The following is a 16386-nucleotide window of genomic DNA, read 5'->3' on the forward strand; positions in this document are numbered from 1 at the left end:
CTCAAAATTCATTTAAAATATGCGCACTGGATGCATCCCAAGAAAGCCAAATCTCGTCACCGCCATGAAGGTCAAATTTTGAAAGCTCGCGCTCCTGCATCTGCACTTTGAACTCAACACCGTGCGCGTCTTCGAGAAACAAGGTAACAATGGAGCCAACAAATTCCTCGGAGATCAGTTTACACTGAGCTGCATTGTCACTGTCAGGTTTGGCCAGTGATATATGGACAAGATCCGCAGAGATGACAAAACTGGCGTTATGGCCCTCGGTCAGATGCACGTCGTTTGTCGGAACCGTAAATACGCCAGACGGGGTTGTGATGCGTGCGCTGTCTGCTCCAAGGGTGGTGACTTTCCCACTCAGAATATTGTTACGGCCCACAAACTCCGCAACAAATTGATTGGCGGGCGCACGGTAGATATCCTTCGGAGAGCCGATCTGTGCAATCTCTCCTTTGCCCATAATGATGACGCGGTCAGCCATTGCAAATGCTTCGGATTGTGAATGGGTGACATAGACAAATGTGATACCCAACTCGCGCTGCAAATCAGTCAGCACGGCCTGCATGCGGATCACCAGGTGAGCATCAAGCGCGGACAAAGGCTCATCCAGCAATAGAATTTGCGGCTCCATCACCAGCGATCTTGCAAGTGCCACCCGTTGCTTTTGCCCGCCGGACAAAGTGGTGATATCGCGATCTGCAAATTCCAGAATGCCCATTTTATCAAGCCACTTGAGCGCACGTTCTTTGCGTTCTGCCTTTTCTACGCCACGCATCTTAAGGCCAAATTCGACGTTCTCCCGTGCCGTCAAAAACGGGAACAATGCCAACGATTGCCAGACAAGTGGCGTATCCCGCTCGTGCGGGGCAACATCGTTCATCACGCGGCCGTTCAGGCGAATTTCACCTACGCTGGGCGCCTCAAGGCCTGCCAACATACGCAATGTCGTCGTCTTACCGCAGCCCGATGGCCCCATGATCGCCAGAAACTCGCCTTCACGAATTTCAAAATCCAGCTGTTTCACAGCAACGAAAGAGCCGAAGTGTTTCTCGACCTTGTCGAAAGTCACGAGTGGTTTTGTCATGGTCGGATGCTCTTTAATTGGCGGCTGGCAAAGAAAACTTGGGCCAGCACGACGAGGGTCATGGAAATAAGGAAGACAAAAGTGCCGATGGCGTTGACCTGTGGGTCGATGTTGCCTTGTACGATTTCAAGGACAACAACCGGCAGCGTCTTGTTCAGCCCTGAGACAAACCAAGACACGGCGAATTCGTCGAACGATACAGCAGCCGTCAGGAAAAGCGCTGAGGCAATGGCGGGTTTGCAAAAGGGAATAATCACATTGCGCATCGTCTGCCATTCAGAACCACCAAGATTCCACGCTGCCGCCTCGAGGTCGGGGTCCATCTGGTTGAGGCGCAACCGGATCACGGCCATCGCAAAGGGCGCGGTCAACACCGAATGTGCAATGATGATAGAGTAAAGCTGACCAGACATTCCGATCTTGGAGAACCACGCGAGCATTGCCAGTGCCATGATGATCAACGGAATTGTGGGCGGCAACAAGATCAAGGCGAGGTAAGGTGCCTTGAAGCGGAAATCATACCGAAAATCCGAGTAGGCCGTGCAAAACCCAAGGAACGTCGCAATGAGTGCGGAGCTGGTAGATACGATCAGGCTATTGCGTGCTGCTTCCCAGACGTCTGGATCAGCGAGGATTTTCGCGTACCATTCAGTCGTAAATTCGCCCAGAGGGATCGTCGGGAACCGTTGCGAATTGAACGAAAAGATCATGCTGAAAATGATCGGCGCAAAGACGAAGGCAAAAATTAGTACTACATAGATGCCGAGGATGACATTGAGAGTGCGATTGGCGTTCATTTCTGGCCCTTCCGCTTGCGGTAGGCCAATGCAATTCCCGTAAAGGCAATGGCGAACAAAGTACCCATCATCATTATGGCGACCACGGCTGCACGCGGCCATTGCTGGCCTGACTTGGTGGTATCAAGGATCAGGATTGGCAGTGTCGTTTCCTGAGAGCCGCCCAGATAGAAGGGGGCCACAAAATCCCCAAAGGACAGGATGAAACAAAAGATCGCTGCGATTATCAAACCCGTTTTGGATAACGGAATGATCACCTGCCAAATTGTGCGCAGGGCTGAACAGCCCAGATTGCGCGCCGCCTCAATCAGGTTTTTGTCAATGTTGGCCATCGTCACGGTTTGCAGGATCACGACGAGCGGTAGCGTAAGTGTCATATACCCGACCAATGTACCGAAATTGGTGTTAAGCATGGTATAAGGCCCAAGGCCGATCGACCCTAATATGCCGTTAACCACGCCGTTTTCAGAAAGGATGACGAACCATGAAAATGTACGCACCAGATAGCTGGTGAAGAATGGAATGATCAGAAGAAATATCGCCCAGCGTCGTGTTGCCTCTGAAGCTCTGAATGCCAGTGCATAAGCGGCAGGAAAAGCGATGGTCATCGCACATATGGTAGCCACCGCAGCTATGAAAACAGTGTACCAATAGCTGTCCCAAAAATACCCTCGCGACAGCATCTTGGACCAGTTCACAAATTCGAATGCCTCGGTCATGCGATAGTTTTTCACAAGGAAAAACGACATCGCGACCATAAACAACACTGGCCCGACAAAGAAGACGAACTGCCAGATGATGATCGGCAATCGCCATGTCAGCGCATAGAGGTTGATCTTTAGATGGGGCTTGGTGGACATTTTGTGTGCTTGATCCTTGGGAAAAAGGGGCGGCCCTACAAGCCGCCCGTTTCAGATGTTCAGCTAAATGGATCAGGCGTTTTTATATTCTGACCAGAAGTCGTTCCAATCTTCGAGCGACTGCTGCTGTGGAATATCGCGATAGTGGATCCGCCCCTCATTGATCAACGTGATCGGATCTTGTGGGTCACCGTCGATTTGGTGGGAGCGTGTCGCCTCGGCCAGATCCGCTTCGATCAGTGCAGCACGGCCTGATTTAGTCACACAGAATCCGGGATAGGCCGCCATCTGTGCGGATTTCACCTGCCCCGCAGGAGACATCATGTGCTGGATAAATTTCTTCACTTCGTCGGCTTTTTCGCTGCCTTTGCCAATGGAATAGCTCTCAGTGAACTGAATACCACCTTCCTTGGGGATAACGGATCCAACGGGCGCGCCGTCTTTTTCAAGAACGCCAGTAATCCAGTCACCGATGCCTACCATCGCCTGCATGTCACCGTTTTTCAGGCCATTAAACGTGCCGCCATAGTCAAAGAAACCGCCAACCTGTTTGCGAAGGCTGAGGGTGGTTTCTTGAACAGCATCCCACTTGGCGTCGTCAAGGTTCCATAGGTCTGCGCCGTTGCCCTTATAAAGGCTCATCATACCAAGCGTTGGCAAATGCCAGTCAAAGTGGCCAACTTTGCCTTCCAGTTCCGGCTTCCAGAAGCAAGAATAGCTTTCCGCCTCGGCAGCAGTTACGGCGTTTTTGTTGTAGGATACACCCAAGTGGCCACCGCGCAGCATCATGGAGTACATCTTGCCATCGGCCCAGTGGCCTGGGAACTGTTTGAAGTCTTCGTGCAGCATATCATCCAGTGGATAATCAGCAGGGTTCATCTCGTCGATGTAGCCTGCAAGGTTCAGCTGCTGAACAAATTCACCGTCCGACAGGATCAGGTCATATGTGCCGGGGGGGGATTGCGCGATCAGGGCGAGCATGTTGTCACCGCCCGCATAGTACTTGGGCACAAATTTCACGTTATTGGCCGCTTCATAGTCGGCAACCATGTCCGGCTCTCCGTGGCCATACCACGCCAGCATGTTGATTTCTGTGGTGGCGGCCCATGCACGGCTGACAAAAGGCGTTGTCAGTACGGCAGCACCGCCTGCCTTGAGCAGTTGGCGGCGGCTAGGGGCGCTCATGATTGAATTGAGTACTTTCTCGGTCATCTTCATCTCCCAGTTGAGTGCCCTTAAGCGGAAAAAGAGCAGGTCGTTACTATTCTAGAGCAACATATTCAGTTCTATTTTTCTTTGATGCTAGACCATGAAGATATTTTAGGGAAATTTATCGTTTATATGACAGCATAATGAGTGCTTATTAGGCACAACACATCAGGAGTGCTGTTCAAGGACCTGTACGATGGCATCTATCGCCGCATAACCACCAGCACCCAGCTGGGTTTGGCGCGCGAACAGTCCAATATGTAAAGGTGTCAGTGCAGGTAGGCCGTCCTTTTCCGAAAACCTGCGCATGCCCTTCAACACAGTTGAGGTCGTCAGGCAGGACAGACCCAGACCATCATGTACAGCACGCTGGACGCCACCAATGCCAGGACTGGAGTAGGCAATCCGCCAATTCTGCCCTGCCAATTTCAAGGCGGTTGCCATGCGATCGCGATACACACAGCCATAGGGATGAACGACAAGTGGGATTTCACGATGCGCTTTTATATCAAAATCTTCGGCACCTACCCAAATGGGCTGCTCTTTCCAGTTGCGGAACAGAAACTGTTGATCATCCCCGTCGAACAGGGCGACCGCGATGTCGATTTCGTCGCTCCGCAAAGCTGAGAGGAGGTGCTTTGATAGATCACATCGTATCTCGATCTGGATTTCAGAGTATTTCCGCACGACCTCCGTCAGGCACGACTGAAGTGTATTGACCGCATAGTCCACCGGCAGTCCGACCCGCAGCTTGGGCGATCGCTCCTGTTTTTCAAATCTGGCCATTGCAAGATCATTCAGCCGCAGAATTTGACGCGCATGCACGGCCAAGTCCTCGCCCCGTTCGGTCAAGGAGATTACTTTTCCTTGGCGCTCGAGGAGGTCATACCCGACGGTCTCCTCCAGCCGTTTTATTTGCAAGCTGATTGCTGGCTGCGTCCGGCCCAAAATCTCCGCAGCGCGGGTGAAACTTGCCACCTCGATTACAGTCACGAAAGTGCGCAGAAGCTCTGTTGAGAGATTTACGATTGGCATGCCATGAACATTAGCGAAGGAAATGCAGGACAAGCAACCATAAAGCGCACGAATGGAAGTTTCGTTGAAAGGCTTTATTCAAACAGAACGCTGACAGACTCTCCGTTCGCGATACGCGTGATGGCTTTTGCAAACATCGGGGCAATTGATATGGCGCGGATCCGTGACGAAGCGGTGACAGCCTCAGTGGCACCTATGGTATCGGTGATCACCAATGAAGACAGGTCTGAGCCGTTGATCCGCTCAACAGCTTTTCCTGACAATACACCATGCGTGATATAAGCCGAGACTTCTGCCGCGCCGCTTTCAAGCAGAGCTGTCGCAGCGTTGCATAGTGTGCCGCCGGAATCGATGATGTCATCCACAAGCACACATGACTTGCCCGTCACGTCGCCGATGATGTTCATAACTTCCGAAGAGCCTGGTTTGTCACGCCGTTTATCGACAATCGCGAGACCGCTGGAAATTCTCTTGGCCAGCGCCCGCGCCCGCACAACGCCACCCACATCAGGGGAGACGACCATGACATTTTCCCGACTGATTTTCTGTTCAATGTCTCGGACGATCTCGGGCACTGCGTACAGGTTATCAGTAGGAATATCGAAGAACCCCTGAATTTGAGCCGCATGTAAATCCATAGTCAGGACCCTGTCAGCACCCGCATTGGTAATCAGGTTCGCTACCAGTTTTGCTGAAATGGGTGTGCGCGGTGCCGATTTGCGATCCTGCCGCGCGTAACCGAAATACGGGATTACAGCTGTGATCCGCCCAGCAGATGCGCGTCGCAGCGCATCAATCAGCACCAGCAGCTCCATGAGATTGTCGTTGGCCGGATATGATGTCGATTGGATGACATAGACGTCATCCCCCCGCACGTTCTCGTGAATCTCGACAAAGACCTCTTCATCTGCGAACCGGCGCACATTGCACTCTGCAAGCGGCACTTTCATATATGCCGCAATCGCTTCGGCAAGCGGCCGATTACTGTTTCCACAGATCAATTTCATCTGTCGAACCCCTTTTTGAGTGAGTGTTTCTAAATGTGCGCCGCGCGTTGTTCTTAAACCGGAAACGCCATCTCGGGCTTGTAGGTTTTAAAGCTTTCAAGATACTGCGCGTTAGCCTGACGTTGCCATTCCGTGCCCGGCTGGATCGCTGTCACGCATTTGTATTTCTTGCGATACTCAGCGGTATTCTCATTGTCTTCCATGACGATGGCCACCATGCCAGCAACCTGTCCTTGCTGCTGTTCAACCAGCTGAACGGCACCATGCATCGTGCCGCCTGTTTCAACCCATTGGTCCACCAACAGAACCCGTGTCTTGGGCGCGAACGCTGGCAACCGCATTTCCATTGACTGCGTCTGCCCCGAATAGTTGGTCATCGAGGCGCTATCCGTGTCAACACACAGCTTGCCAGGTTTACGGATCGGTAGAAATCCACGCCCGATCCTTGCTGCGATACCAGCAGCCAAGACAAAGCCCATTGCGTCCAGTCCCGCCACAACATCAATTTCGTCAGCATCCAAATCTGCGCAAAGATCATCAAGAAGGTCGTGATAGGCTTTGCCATTGATGTAGATGGACGTCGGGTCCAGCCATGCAAATTTGTCGCCCTTTGTGTTAGGCGCCATGAGTGAAAAGTACCAACGGTCGTCTCTCGGCCCTTTGTCGTGTGTCATTTGATATTCTCCCTTATTTTTGTGTGAGGTCCATGAGATGCTTCAGGCGACTGGGGTCGATGTTATAAAAATCCCCCTCGAAGTTGATGCCTGTTGCGACCATGAAAAGGTCCACCGCATCTGTATATTGCGCGGCGTTTTCGGGCGTTATGCCAGACGCCAGCCCCAGTGCTGTGTCTCCGCAATGCTCTCTGAAGGTGTCAATTTTCCCAACGTCCGCAGCATGGCCAGTTGCCACGCCAGATGTCACAACAACATCCATATATCTTGTCGCGATGCGTGCGCTTTTTGCATAGTCTTGGGCATTGACCTGGCGTTGCTTTTTGAACGCTGTTCCGCCGATATAGATGCCGTCCCAGCCGCTTTGTTTGCGAATTTCGGCAATCTCATCTGCCTCTGGCTGATCATCTTCTGATCTGCGCTCATCCATGCGGGCATCATCGGCCCAATACCCGTCAACCTGTGTGCCTTCGGCCTGCAAATCACCCAGAATAGGAAACGCATATTTGCCTGTCACAGCCAGAAAATTCACGCCGAGCCAACAGTCTGGAAACGCACGCCGCATTTCCTTGATGATAGGGACCAGCTTTTCCTTCTCAAAGTCGTGATTGATTAGAAAGACGCCTTTGCATCCTCCGTCGATAGCAGTCTGGATGTTCCTCAGGGCCTGCTCAGCGTCAAGAACATGAATGACGGGGAGGACGACAGGCCCAGTTGCGCCGAAGCTCTGTTGAAAATCGTTTCGGTCCATGTTTCGCCTCAAGGTTCCAGGTTTCCATTAAGGCTAGCATCGAAATCTGAATTTCAAAAATTTATAGTACTAATCCGTATATAACCGTTACTCATGCCCTCTAACGTCTGGGCCGATACGCAGGCATACAGTCATAGCCTAACCGTACACGTCCATTTATTTAACATAAGATTGATTACAGATATTTTTTCGCCGATCATAAATACAAGAAATTGATGATTAGCTCTATCTGATTGTATCAATGCCCTGTCCCAACCAGACTGGCAGATCTCAGTTTCGCATCAATTCTCTTGACGGTCTTCATACTTGGAAATCCAGTCTGCACCGCCAAAAGTGATGGCAAGTACAAAGACTGTTGTTGTATTTTCGTCAACCTCGAAGACCACAATGCCTTTACGCCCGGCTGGAATTGCCCTCACTGCGACGCCCAGCTCACTTCTGATAGTACCTTTCTTTGGGGTATCAGCGAGACTGAACACAGCACTTTGGATTTCGGTTAGCTTATTTTTTGCGACGGAAAGACCTGAATAATCGGCGACAATTTCGGCTATGATTTGGAGGTCGTCAGCAACTTCAGGGTGAAACCTTATCTTATACTTCACTCAGTCTGATCCGAACCCAACCGCTGTAATGCGCTACTGAACATTCCATCGCCTGAAACAAATTCAGACTTCGGCGTTTCCATTCTTTTGGCAATCACAGAAGAGATAGCCTCAAGAGCATTTATTCTATGCACTTCGTCTTCGATGAGCTGTTCGATTGCCATAGCCACAGCCGCGCTTGGTGTAGCGAAAACCCCCTGCTCAACCTTGGACTTAAGAAAATCATGGTGGCGATCTGTGAAGCTGAGCGTGGTTTTTACAGTCATTATGTGACTCCCAAAGGTATGAATAAGTCATACCAAAGCTTGAAAAATCCGTCAACGCCTCGGAAATACGCAGTCTATGCCTATATTTATGACCGTTTAGTGCTGAAGCCTTCGGGCAATGAGTCTCTCAAGAACCGCGGCGCTTACTGGACGGAGTGCCAAATTGGTTAGATGAGCTACCCCCGAAGTTCTACCACTGACGTAAGCTGCGATTTGTCCTTTTCTGGTCTTCCACACGAATGAGATCAAGAATGTCAAAACGGAAGCAACATGTCCTCAAATTCGATGCAAGAAAGGCGTCAGAAATTGGATTAAGTTCCACAACCACAAGCGTCCGCATTCTGCCCTTTGCGGCAAACCACTCGCTGTGGTCTACTGGCAGTAGAATTGACCCAACCAACCCCGATCAATAAGTGCAAAGAATAGCTTGAATTGCGCAAGATCCTGTCCAACAAAATGGGGAGTAGCGCATCCTCTTGATCTGGCATCAGTTGGACCTGACCCGCGCCTCCGGTGAACCGATGCCTTCGGCCTTGCCCTGCTTGTTGAAGACCTTCCTGTCAGGTTCTGGTCCGATGATTGCTTCCAAAATATGCCGAAACACTAAACCACATTCAAAAGAATAATTTGACGGCGTCTGTAGCTAGAAACATTGATTACATCTCGATGTGCTTTCCCAACCTTGCGTTTGCTCAATGCTAGACCTGTCGCGCTTTTGTGCCGCTCAAAGCGCACTTGGCAGAACTGCTGTTGGCTAGGCTTCGTTGCTAACCGCATTCGCCCGACACCGCATTGTGCAGAGCCCGATTTGCCAGTCTTATGCGTTGAGACACTAATGAAGACAGCGTTTACCCCAATTGCTTCGCTTGTGGGGGGGTGTGATGATCGGACTAAGGGCAGTTGCGCTGATGTTGGTATGTGGGCGTATCATGGGCGCGAGCGGTATTTTGGCGCGGACGCTCTGGCCGGTCAGTCGCATGGATATGACGTGGCGAGTATGGCTTTCGATCCTTGGGTCTATTTTGGCAATACGGGGCAACTGCCGACAATCAGCGTGCCTTCATCGAGGCCATTGTTGATCTTTGGTGCGCTTCGTCTTGGGATTGGCGTGACCTTTGGCAGCGGATGTACTTCGGGCCATGGGGTTTGTGGCATGGCCCGCATATCGCGACGTTCGCTCGTGGCCACGCTTGTCACTATGATTACCACTGCGTTGACAATCTATGTCATGCGCCACGTTTGGGAGGCATAACTGATGTGTCACCTTTTGACCTGTCTTGTTGGAACACTGTTCAAAACCGGGATTTCCCTGTCGGGCATGGCCAATCCAACGACAGTGATGAACTTCTTCGACACTGCTGGCAGCTAGGATCCTAGCCTTGCGTTTGTGATGGGGGGGCGTTGATCGTTGCCTTCATTGGTTACCGAATAGTGGTGCGCAGAAGCGCAGCACTATTAGAGCCGTCTTTTCAGGTCTCACTGAATAACCAGCTTGATGGCAAGCTCTTGGGCGGGGCCGCCATCTTTGGTGTAGGGTGGGATATTGCTGGCTTTTGCCTAGCCGGTGCGCTGCCTGCCTTGGGCGCTTTGAACACTGATGTTATTCAATTTGTTGCAGCATTGGTTGGGGGGATGTTCATAGCGCGGCAGCTCAGCGGCTTTATGGCGGCCCGTTCCACAGATTGACCTTGCACAACGGGTACCACCCGTGATGAGTCGAGCGCACCATGACAACGATGATTTCCCTGCTGCTATCTTTGAATGGTTTCAAGATAATCCAACAGGTCTTCGAAATCAGCCTCCAGCACTTCCGCACCAACCCCGCCATCGGGATAAACATGCCCCAAACCAACGGTTGAAAACTCTGGCATCGCAGCATTCGGATCATTTTTTTCCAATTGGCCCAAGACAAACCTTCGCACAAATTCACGGGGGAAAACGCCATCATTGCGCTGTGCAAGCTCTGTTATATTGGGGGGAGCAATACCTAGACTTTGTTCGGTTGCTCCCACTCCGTCTCCGCGGGTGCCGTGGCATTGTGAACATTCCTTCGCATATATCGTTTGCCCGCGTGCGACCGCACTTGTAGTGCCAAAGGGTACTTGCGTGCAGGCAGACAGGATCGTCATGCCAAGGCCAAGTGCGGAAAAAGTCCCTAGGTTCATAGTATGTCCGATCACTGTTGATGTCTTCTGGAACTCTGTTCTGACCCTAACGGCTGCGCTGTTCCTGCCTTAGTCTCGCACAGAATGATCTCCAGTAGGTTGATATGTATCAACCGAGGCAAATTGAGTTTGTTCATGACCTTAGATCGTCAAGGGATTTTCCGTCGCCATGGCATTGGTCGGCTGGGTATACGGCTATGGCGCCTCAAGCACCCCGTTTGGCAGCTGTTCTTGAGGTTTTTAGCACATTGCCTTCATCATCGCAGGTAAAGCGGACCCGTTTATCATTGTGCCAGAAGGTCAGACGGTGCGTGCCAGCGTCCTCGTCGATCCCGCTTTCAAAGCGGCTGGTAATTGCGCCGTCACGCATCAATCCGATCACATCCGAAGCCCGCACATCCAACAGTTTTGCCAGATCACTGGCGTCGATCATTGGGTTGGATTGTGTCAGATCAATCTTCAAAACAGTATCCAATTTTTAGAAGGCGAAACTCACATCAAGATTAGAGCATATGGTGCTGGTGCGCGGGCCTCAATGGTTTTGTAGCATAGGGATACAGCTCAGAGAACAGCTTGAATAAGTTACCTGTATTTCAAAATATACTGACAAAATCAAAATTCTTAGGTCTGCAATTATTGCGCGACGCAGGACAGTCTTGGTCACATAGTTCCCTAAGCTGCCTCTGTGCTTGATCTTCAACACTCTTTTTTACTTCAACGCCTCATCATTGGACCCAATAGGTAAAATTACACTCCCATCTTCCCCAAAAGACAGGATACTATCGGTTGCAGGCAATCCTGCCTTCAGGACGATTTGAAAGCAGCGTCATAGGGAGCATAACGATGAATTTGAATGATTGGGCCGGCCAAACGGCAATTGTAACGGGCGGTGCATCAGGCTTGGGGGCCGCAACCGCAAAAGCATTGGCCGCTGCTGGCATGAAAGTTGCAATATTTGACCTGAACGAAGATCAAGGCAACGCCCTTGCAGGACAACTGGGTGGCCAGTTTTGCAAAGTCGATGTTGCCGATCCGACAAGCGTTAGCGCGGGAATGGAAAGCGTCGTCAGCATGCTTGGTGCTCCGCGGGTTCTGGTGAACTGCGCAGGGGTAGGTCCAGCAGCAAAAACAGTCAGCCGAGGGGCTGCGCATCCTTTCGAGGTTTTTGAGAAAACGATCCGTATCAATTTGTTAGGTTCTTTCAGCTGCGCATCCCAAGCAGCGGCGCTTATGGTTGCAAGCGATCCGATGGAGCCAGATGGTGCGCGCGGTGTGATTATCAATACAGCTTCAGTTGCCGCCTATGAGGGTCAGGTCGGCCAAGTTGCTTATGCAGCTTCCAAAGGTGGGATTGTGGGAATGACCCTGCCAATGGCGCGGGATTTGGCGGACAAAGGTGTGCGCGTTTGCTCGATTGCGCCAGGCCTGTTTTTGACCCCGCTACTAGAGAGCCTGCCCGAAGACGTGCAGTCATCTTTGGGGGCGCAGGTCCCCTTCCCTTCGCGTTTGGGGAACCCTGCCGAATTTGCCAAGATGGTATGCAGCATCATCGATAATCCCATGCTTAATGGTGAAGTGATCCGACTTGATGGCGCTATCCGCATGGCGCCGAGGTAAGCGATGCCCGAAACACATGTTCTGATCGCAGGTGGTGGTGTTGCTGGCCTATCTTTGGGCCTGACACTACACCAGATAGGTGTTCCCTTCACAGTTCTTGAAGCAGTGGGAGAGCTGAAACCGTTGGGCGTTGGGATCAACATTCAGCCCAATGCGGTGCGCGAGCTGATGGATCTTGGGATCACGGCTGAACAGTTGGACAGCGTTGGCGTGCCAGTTCAGGAATGGGCATTGGTTGGCCAGAAGGGCCAACAGATCTATGCTGAACCGCGTGGTACTTTTGCGGGTTATCATTGGCCACAATACGCGATGCACCGCGGTAAATTTCAGATGCTTCTGGCTGAAATTCTCCAAGAGCGTGCGGGTAAGGACGCCATTCAGCTGGACGCGCGTGTGACGAGCTACCGCCAAACAGACGAGGGAGTTGTTGCAACACTAACTTCGCACAGTGGCGCCACGCGAGAAGTTGCAGGCACCGTATTGATCGGGGCAGACGGCATCCACTCAAATATCCGTGCCCAGATGCATCCGACTCAACCCGCGATCCATTGGGGCGGGGCGGTGATGTGGCGTGGCACAACACGCGCCAAGCCGGCGCGCACGCATTCGTCGTTCATCGGCTTGGGGACACATCGCCAACGTATGGTGATCTATCCGATCTCGGATGTTGGCGCTGACGGGCTGTGCGAGGTAAACTGGATCGCCGAGACCACCGTTGACGATCCCGAGGCACGTAAAGATATCGCATGGTTTGGCAAAGTCTCGGTGAGCGATTTTGCCCATCACTTTGCGGATTGGCGCTATGATTGGCTTGATGTCCCTGCCCTGCTGGCAGGCGCTGATGTAGCCTATGAAAACCTGATGATTGATCGCGATCCGGTAGACACCTGGGTCGATGGCGCTGTCTTGCTGATGGGTGACGCGGCTCATGCAATGTACCCGACCGGATCAAACGGGGCCAGTCAGGCGATCATGGATGCCCGTCATATTGGCCATTCGATGCTAGAGCATGGCGTGACGTCGCAAGCCCTGATGGCTTTTGATGAAAAGTTCTGTGACGCCGTTTCTGCACTGGTTTTGCGCAACCGCGGTGCCGGGCCTTTTGGCTTGTTAAATTTGGTGAATGACCGGTGTGGTGGCGATTTCGAAGATATCAATGCAGTGGTTTCGCAAGATGAGCGTGACGAGTTTATGCGGAAATACAAATCAGCTGCGGGTTTTGACATGGAGGCGCTGAATGCGCGTGGGCCAACAATTGCAGCGGAGGCCAAAGTGCCGCTTTAGCGACTACTCTTCGCGCAGTGCTTGAACCAGCTGGTCAGACAGCGGTTTCGTCAAATAGCTGAGGATAGTCCGCTGCGTTGTGGTCAGATAGGCCTCAACAGGCATGCCCGGCAGCAACTCCAGATCGCCAAGGCGGGCAAGTTCTTCATCGGGCAATGTTATTTCGACGCGGTAAAAGCTGAGACCCGAAACGTCGTCCACAGATGTAGTTGCCGAGACATCTTTGACGCGACCAGTGAGTTCTGGTGTGGTGCGCTGGTTGAACGCTGAAAACCGAACCTTTGCAGGCTGACCAACATAGACTTGGTCAATCGCCGCTGGGTCAACCTGTGTCTGGAACGAGAATCCCTCGTCTCGCGGAACGATCTGCAAAATAGTACCACCCGGAGGCACAACACCGCCCAAAGTTGTGAACTGCATTTCGTGTATGCGCCCCGTGCTGGGCGCACGGATACCTACCCGTTCCAGTTGTGCGGATGTGGACAGTATTTGCTGGCGGAGTTCTTCGATCTGGGTAACCGTTTCGCGCAATTGTGTCACAACTTCTTCGGTAATTTCCCGCCTGCCTTGCAGTAATTCGATTTCAGTATCGCGGATAGAATTCTGGATGCGGGCAAGTTCTGATTGGTGTTCTGCGATCTGGCCCAGCAACTCCGCCTCGGATCGCTGAAGCCCGCGTAACTGGCTCGCACGTGCCAGCCCCTTATCGGTAAGGTCCTGAACGGCCGCAATTTCCTCGCCAATATATACCATTTGTTGTTTTTTCGCTTCGATCAGCGCATCCACACCTGCAATCTGATTTTGATATTGGTCTGCTTTTTCGGCCAACCTTTCTTTTCGGCCGGCCTCCAAGGCTTTGCGAGCTTCAAAAATTTCAGTCTGGCCTGCACGGTGCAAACTGGCAAAGTCTGGATCGACCAGCGGATCGAGTGGGGCAAAGGTAATAGCTGCTGCGTCCGTTTGTTCCGCGATGAGGCGGTCACGCATCGCCATCGCTTCGGACAGGCGTGATTTGTAGATACGCACGTTTGCTTTCAGGGTGGTGTCATCTAGCTGCACAAGCGTGTCGCCTTCGTTCACCGCATCACCTTCGGCCACATACAGGGCGGATATGATACCGCCATCAAGGTGTTGAACAGATTTGGGCCGACCCATGACTTCAATTGCACCGACAGCGATAACAGCGCCTGATATCTCGGTCTGTGCCGCCCACCATGTTCCGCCGCCCAGCAGCAATACCGCAGCCAAGGCTCCTGTCATGCCTGACCAGCGAATTGATGTTTTTAGTTCGGGGTTCTGCTTCATGCGGTAGGCTCTGGCTGAGGTGCGGGACGCGGGCGCACCGTTTTCTTCAGAACCGTATCGCGGTCCCCGAATTCGGCAACGCGGCCGCTATGAAGCACCATCACCTTGTTGACAGAAGCAATCGCACTGGGTCTGTGTGCCATGACGACAACAGTGCTGCCCGCTTCGCGCAAGACCATAATCGCTTGGGACAATGCGTCGTCACCTGCGGCATCAAGGTTCGAGTTCGGTTCGTCCAATACGACGTAACGTGGCGTGCCATAGACCGCCCGCGCAAGGCCTATCCGCTGCAATTGCCCCCCCGACAGCGGAGCGCTGTCATGTACCAGCTCGGTGGCATAGCCGTCGGGCAGCATCAAAATCATTTCGTGAACACCGGCGATCTTGGCGGCTTTGATAACTTCTTCGTCCGAGGCGTCAGGATCAAAACGGGCGATGTTGTCACGCACTGTACCAGTAAGTAGTTCCAGTTTTTGCGGCAGATATCCGATCTGGCTGCCCAATGCGGTTTCGCTCCATTGATCCAGCGTAGCACCATCCAATCGCACACCGCCTTCATCGGCAAGGGTCGCATTGACCAACACCCGCGCAAGCGTGCTTTTGCCCGAAGCACTTGGTCCAATCACACCCAACGCATCACCTGGCTCTAGCTGGAAACTAACAGCATCAAGGATCGGTGGACGCTCATGGCTTCGATCTCCCGGTACAAACTTTGTTACACCTTCAACGGTCAAATAACCTTTGGCTGGGGGCAGATCGACAACCGGGCGTTTCAAAGGCTGTGCGGCAAACGTGGCTTTTAGCCTGCGGTTTGCTTCACGTGCGCGCACGAGTGATGCCCATTGCCCGATAACCTGATCTACAGGCGCAAGCGCACGGCCCGCAATAATTGAAGCCGCAACGATCATACCTGCTGTGATCTGCTGTTGTAGGGCCAAATATCCACCCAACCCCAACAGAGTAGATTGTAGCAACAAACGAAATGCCTTGGACGTGGCAGTAAAGCTCTGGCTGCGGTCTGCGCCTATCTGGCCAACGGCCAACCCGTCACGGTGCATGGCAGACCAACGCGCAGCCACCCCAGGGCGCATCCCCATAGGCAGCACGGCCTCTGCTGTGCGACGGCTTTGTTCGATAAAGAAGGATTCAGAAGAATCCATTTGCATCGCCTTGGCGTGGTAGGCGCGGCTGGAGAACTGGTTGAGCAGGGCCAGCACCAAGACAACGCACAGACCTGCAACTGTCGTCCACCCCAGCAACGGATGTACAATAAATGTCACGGCAAGATAGAGCGGTATCCACGGCAGATCAAAAAGCCCCAACATAGCGGGGCTAGACAGAAACCCGCGCACAATCGATAAATCCCCTAAAGGTCTGCCAAGCGTTGGCTGATCCGTCAAAGCCGAGCGCATCCAGATGCTGTAGGCCTCATCCCCGACAGCCTGATCCAGCCGGTACGCCGCCCGCGACATGACCCGAGCACGCAAAAAATCGTAAACGCCCATAAATACAAACAGAAAAACAACAATGATATAGAGCGCCTGCAAAGTCGGCACCGACCCGCTAGAGAGGACACGGTCATAGACTTGCAGCATGAACATTGGGCCTGTGAGCATTAGAATGTTCACAGCAGCACTAAACAGGCCCACCGCCATGAACGATCCGCGCAGGCGCTTTAATGCGTCTGAGTATACCGTTTTACGGAGAGGCGTACCGTTGCTCATGCG

General features: G+C 52.5%; 18 protein-coding genes. 4 read left to right on the top strand and 14 right to left on the bottom strand.

Going from position 1 to position 16386, the window contains the following annotated elements; genetic code table 11:
* Position 1: 1 nt before the first annotated feature.
* The 10 genes from Q0903_RS17225 to Q0903_RS17270 all read right to left on the bottom strand — a co-directional run bounded on the left by Q0903_RS17225 (position 2) and on the right by Q0903_RS17270 (position 8288).
* Positions 2-1087: an ABC transporter ATP-binding protein gene (locus Q0903_RS17225; RefSeq protein ID WP_299417381.1), complete on the bottom strand. Its 1086-nt coding sequence runs from the start codon at positions 1085-1087 to the stop codon at positions 2-4.
* Positions 1084-1884, bottom strand: coding sequence for an ABC transporter permease (locus Q0903_RS17230; protein WP_299417383.1), 801 nt, complete (start codon positions 1882-1884; stop codon positions 1084-1086). Before Q0903_RS17230 ends, Q0903_RS17225 begins: the two co-directional genes overlap by 4 nt.
* Positions 1881-2744, bottom strand: coding sequence for an ABC transporter permease (locus Q0903_RS17235; protein ID WP_299030956.1), 864 nt, complete (start codon positions 2742-2744; stop codon positions 1881-1883). The genes Q0903_RS17230 and Q0903_RS17235 overlap by 4 nt, the downstream gene beginning before the upstream one ends.
* Positions 2745-2816: 72 nt before the next feature.
* A complete protein-coding gene (locus Q0903_RS17240; RefSeq protein ID WP_299417385.1) occupies positions 2817-3956 on the bottom strand; it encodes an extracellular solute-binding protein in 1140 nt (379 codons plus the stop codon).
* Positions 3957-4121: 165 nt separating this feature from the next.
* Positions 4122-4988: a LysR family transcriptional regulator gene (locus tag Q0903_RS17245; RefSeq protein ID WP_299031019.1), complete on the bottom strand. Its 867-nt coding sequence runs from the start codon at positions 4986-4988 to the stop codon at positions 4122-4124.
* Between the two features lie 74 nt (positions 4989-5062).
* Positions 5063-5995 (bottom strand): ribose-phosphate pyrophosphokinase, encoded by a 933-nt coding sequence (locus Q0903_RS17250; RefSeq protein ID WP_299417387.1) that lies wholly within the window; start codon positions 5993-5995, stop codon positions 5063-5065.
* Between the two features lie 53 nt (positions 5996-6048).
* Positions 6049-6669 carry a phosphoribosyltransferase family protein gene (locus tag Q0903_RS17255; RefSeq protein WP_299030951.1) on the bottom strand — a complete coding sequence of 207 codons (621 nt, stop codon included), beginning with the start codon at positions 6667-6669 and terminating at the stop codon, positions 6049-6051.
* A 13-nt stretch (positions 6670-6682) separates the two neighbouring features.
* Positions 6683-7420: a BtpA/SgcQ family protein gene (locus tag Q0903_RS17260; protein ID WP_299417389.1), complete on the bottom strand. Its 738-nt coding sequence runs from the start codon at positions 7418-7420 to the stop codon at positions 6683-6685.
* A 281-nt stretch (positions 7421-7701) separates the two neighbouring features.
* Complete coding sequence (locus tag Q0903_RS17265) at positions 7702-8022, bottom strand: type II toxin-antitoxin system RelE/ParE family toxin (RefSeq protein ID WP_299417391.1); 321 nt, start codon at positions 8020-8022, stop codon at positions 7702-7704.
* On the bottom strand, positions 8019-8288 hold the full coding sequence (locus tag Q0903_RS17270; protein ID WP_299417393.1) for a hypothetical protein: 270 nt from the start codon (positions 8286-8288) through the stop codon (positions 8019-8021). Before Q0903_RS17270 ends, Q0903_RS17265 begins: the two co-directional genes overlap by 4 nt.
* A gap of 916 nt (positions 8289-9204) precedes the next feature.
* On the opposite strand from Q0903_RS17270, the gene Q0903_RS17275 reads away from it, so the two are divergent.
* Both Q0903_RS17275 and Q0903_RS19785 read left to right on the top strand, forming a co-directional pair.
* A complete protein-coding gene (locus Q0903_RS17275; RefSeq protein WP_366141512.1) occupies positions 9205-9540 on the top strand; it encodes a hypothetical protein in 336 nt (111 codons plus the stop codon).
* 182 nt (positions 9541-9722) lie between these two features.
* On the top strand, positions 9723-9974 hold the full coding sequence (locus tag Q0903_RS19785; RefSeq protein ID WP_366141513.1) for a DUF6691 family protein: 252 nt from the start codon (positions 9723-9725) through the stop codon (positions 9972-9974).
* Positions 9975-10039: 65 nt separating this feature from the next.
* On the opposite strand, the gene Q0903_RS17285 is transcribed toward Q0903_RS19785, so the two are convergent.
* Complete coding sequence (locus tag Q0903_RS17285; protein WP_366141514.1) at positions 10040-10453, bottom strand: cytochrome c; 414 nt, start codon at positions 10451-10453, stop codon at positions 10040-10042.
* Positions 10454-10658: 205 nt separating this feature from the next.
* Positions 10659-10916 (bottom strand): DUF6522 family protein, encoded by a 258-nt coding sequence (locus Q0903_RS17290; RefSeq protein WP_299417395.1) that lies wholly within the window; start codon positions 10914-10916, stop codon positions 10659-10661.
* A 380-nt stretch (positions 10917-11296) separates the two neighbouring features.
* Between Q0903_RS17290 and Q0903_RS17295 the strand changes: the two genes are divergently transcribed.
* Both Q0903_RS17295 and Q0903_RS17300 read left to right on the top strand, forming a co-directional pair.
* Complete coding sequence (locus Q0903_RS17295; RefSeq protein ID WP_299417397.1) at positions 11297-12070, top strand: SDR family NAD(P)-dependent oxidoreductase; 774 nt, start codon at positions 11297-11299, stop codon at positions 12068-12070.
* 3 nt (positions 12071-12073) lie between these two features.
* On the top strand, positions 12074-13354 hold the full coding sequence (locus tag Q0903_RS17300; RefSeq protein WP_299417399.1) for a flavin-dependent oxidoreductase: 1281 nt from the start codon (positions 12074-12076) through the stop codon (positions 13352-13354).
* A 3-nt stretch (positions 13355-13357) separates the two neighbouring features.
* On the opposite strand, the gene Q0903_RS17305 is transcribed toward Q0903_RS17300, so the two are convergent.
* The gene (locus tag Q0903_RS17305) at positions 13358-14659 is read right to left on the bottom strand and encodes an HlyD family type I secretion periplasmic adaptor subunit (protein WP_299417401.1); all 1302 of its coding nucleotides are present in this window, start codon (positions 14657-14659) and stop codon (positions 13358-13360) included.
* Positions 14656-16383 (bottom strand): type I secretion system permease/ATPase, encoded by a 1728-nt coding sequence (locus Q0903_RS17310; protein WP_299417403.1) that lies wholly within the window; start codon positions 16381-16383, stop codon positions 14656-14658. Before Q0903_RS17310 ends, Q0903_RS17305 begins: the two co-directional genes overlap by 4 nt.
* Positions 16384-16386 lie beyond the last annotated feature (3 nt).

It is taken from the genome of uncultured Sulfitobacter sp., from assembly GCF_947502895.1.
Taxonomy (GTDB): Bacteria; Pseudomonadota; Alphaproteobacteria; order Rhodobacterales; family Rhodobacteraceae; genus Sulfitobacter.

Excerpts from the sequence above, each read along its gene's own strand:
- Q0903_RS17240 (WP_299417385.1), bottom strand. The coding sequence starts at position 3,956 with ATGACCGAGAAAGTACTCAATTCAATCATGAGCGCCCCTAGCCGCCGC.
- Q0903_RS17260 (WP_299417389.1), bottom strand. The coding sequence starts at position 7,420 with ATGGACCGAAACGATTTTCAACAGAGCTTCGGCGCAACTGGGCCTGTC.
- Q0903_RS17230 (WP_299417383.1), bottom strand. The coding sequence starts at position 1,884 with ATGAACGCCAATCGCACTCTCAATGTCATCCTCGGCATCTATGTAGTA.
- Q0903_RS17295 (WP_299417397.1), top strand. The coding sequence starts at position 11,297 with ATGAATTTGAATGATTGGGCCGGCCAAACGGCAATTGTAACGGGCGGT.
- Q0903_RS17235 (WP_299030956.1), bottom strand. The coding sequence starts at position 2,744 with ATGTCCACCAAGCCCCATCTAAAGATCAACCTCTATGCGCTGACATGG.
- Q0903_RS17270 (WP_299417393.1), bottom strand. The coding sequence starts at position 8,288 with ATGACTGTAAAAACCACGCTCAGCTTCACAGATCGCCACCATGATTTT.
- Q0903_RS17275 (WP_366141512.1), top strand. The coding sequence starts at position 9,205 with ATGTGGGCGTATCATGGGCGCGAGCGGTATTTTGGCGCGGACGCTCTG.
- Q0903_RS17285 (WP_366141514.1), bottom strand. The coding sequence starts at position 10,453 with ATGAACCTAGGGACTTTTTCCGCACTTGGCCTTGGCATGACGATCCTG.
- Q0903_RS17245 (WP_299031019.1), bottom strand. The coding sequence starts at position 4,988 with ATGCCAATCGTAAATCTCTCAACAGAGCTTCTGCGCACTTTCGTGACT.
- Q0903_RS17225 (WP_299417381.1), bottom strand. The coding sequence starts at position 1,087 with ATGACAAAACCACTCGTGACTTTCGACAAGGTCGAGAAACACTTCGGC.
- Q0903_RS17305 (WP_299417401.1), bottom strand. The coding sequence starts at position 14,659 with ATGAAGCAGAACCCCGAACTAAAAACATCAATTCGCTGGTCAGGCATG.
- Q0903_RS17250 (WP_299417387.1), bottom strand. The coding sequence starts at position 5,995 with ATGAAATTGATCTGTGGAAACAGTAATCGGCCGCTTGCCGAAGCGATT.
- Q0903_RS17255 (WP_299030951.1), bottom strand. The coding sequence starts at position 6,669 with ATGACACACGACAAAGGGCCGAGAGACGACCGTTGGTACTTTTCACTC.
- Q0903_RS17300 (WP_299417399.1), top strand. The coding sequence starts at position 12,074 with ATGCCCGAAACACATGTTCTGATCGCAGGTGGTGGTGTTGCTGGCCTA.
- Q0903_RS17310 (WP_299417403.1), bottom strand. The coding sequence starts at position 16,383 with ATGAGCAACGGTACGCCTCTCCGTAAAACGGTATACTCAGACGCATTA.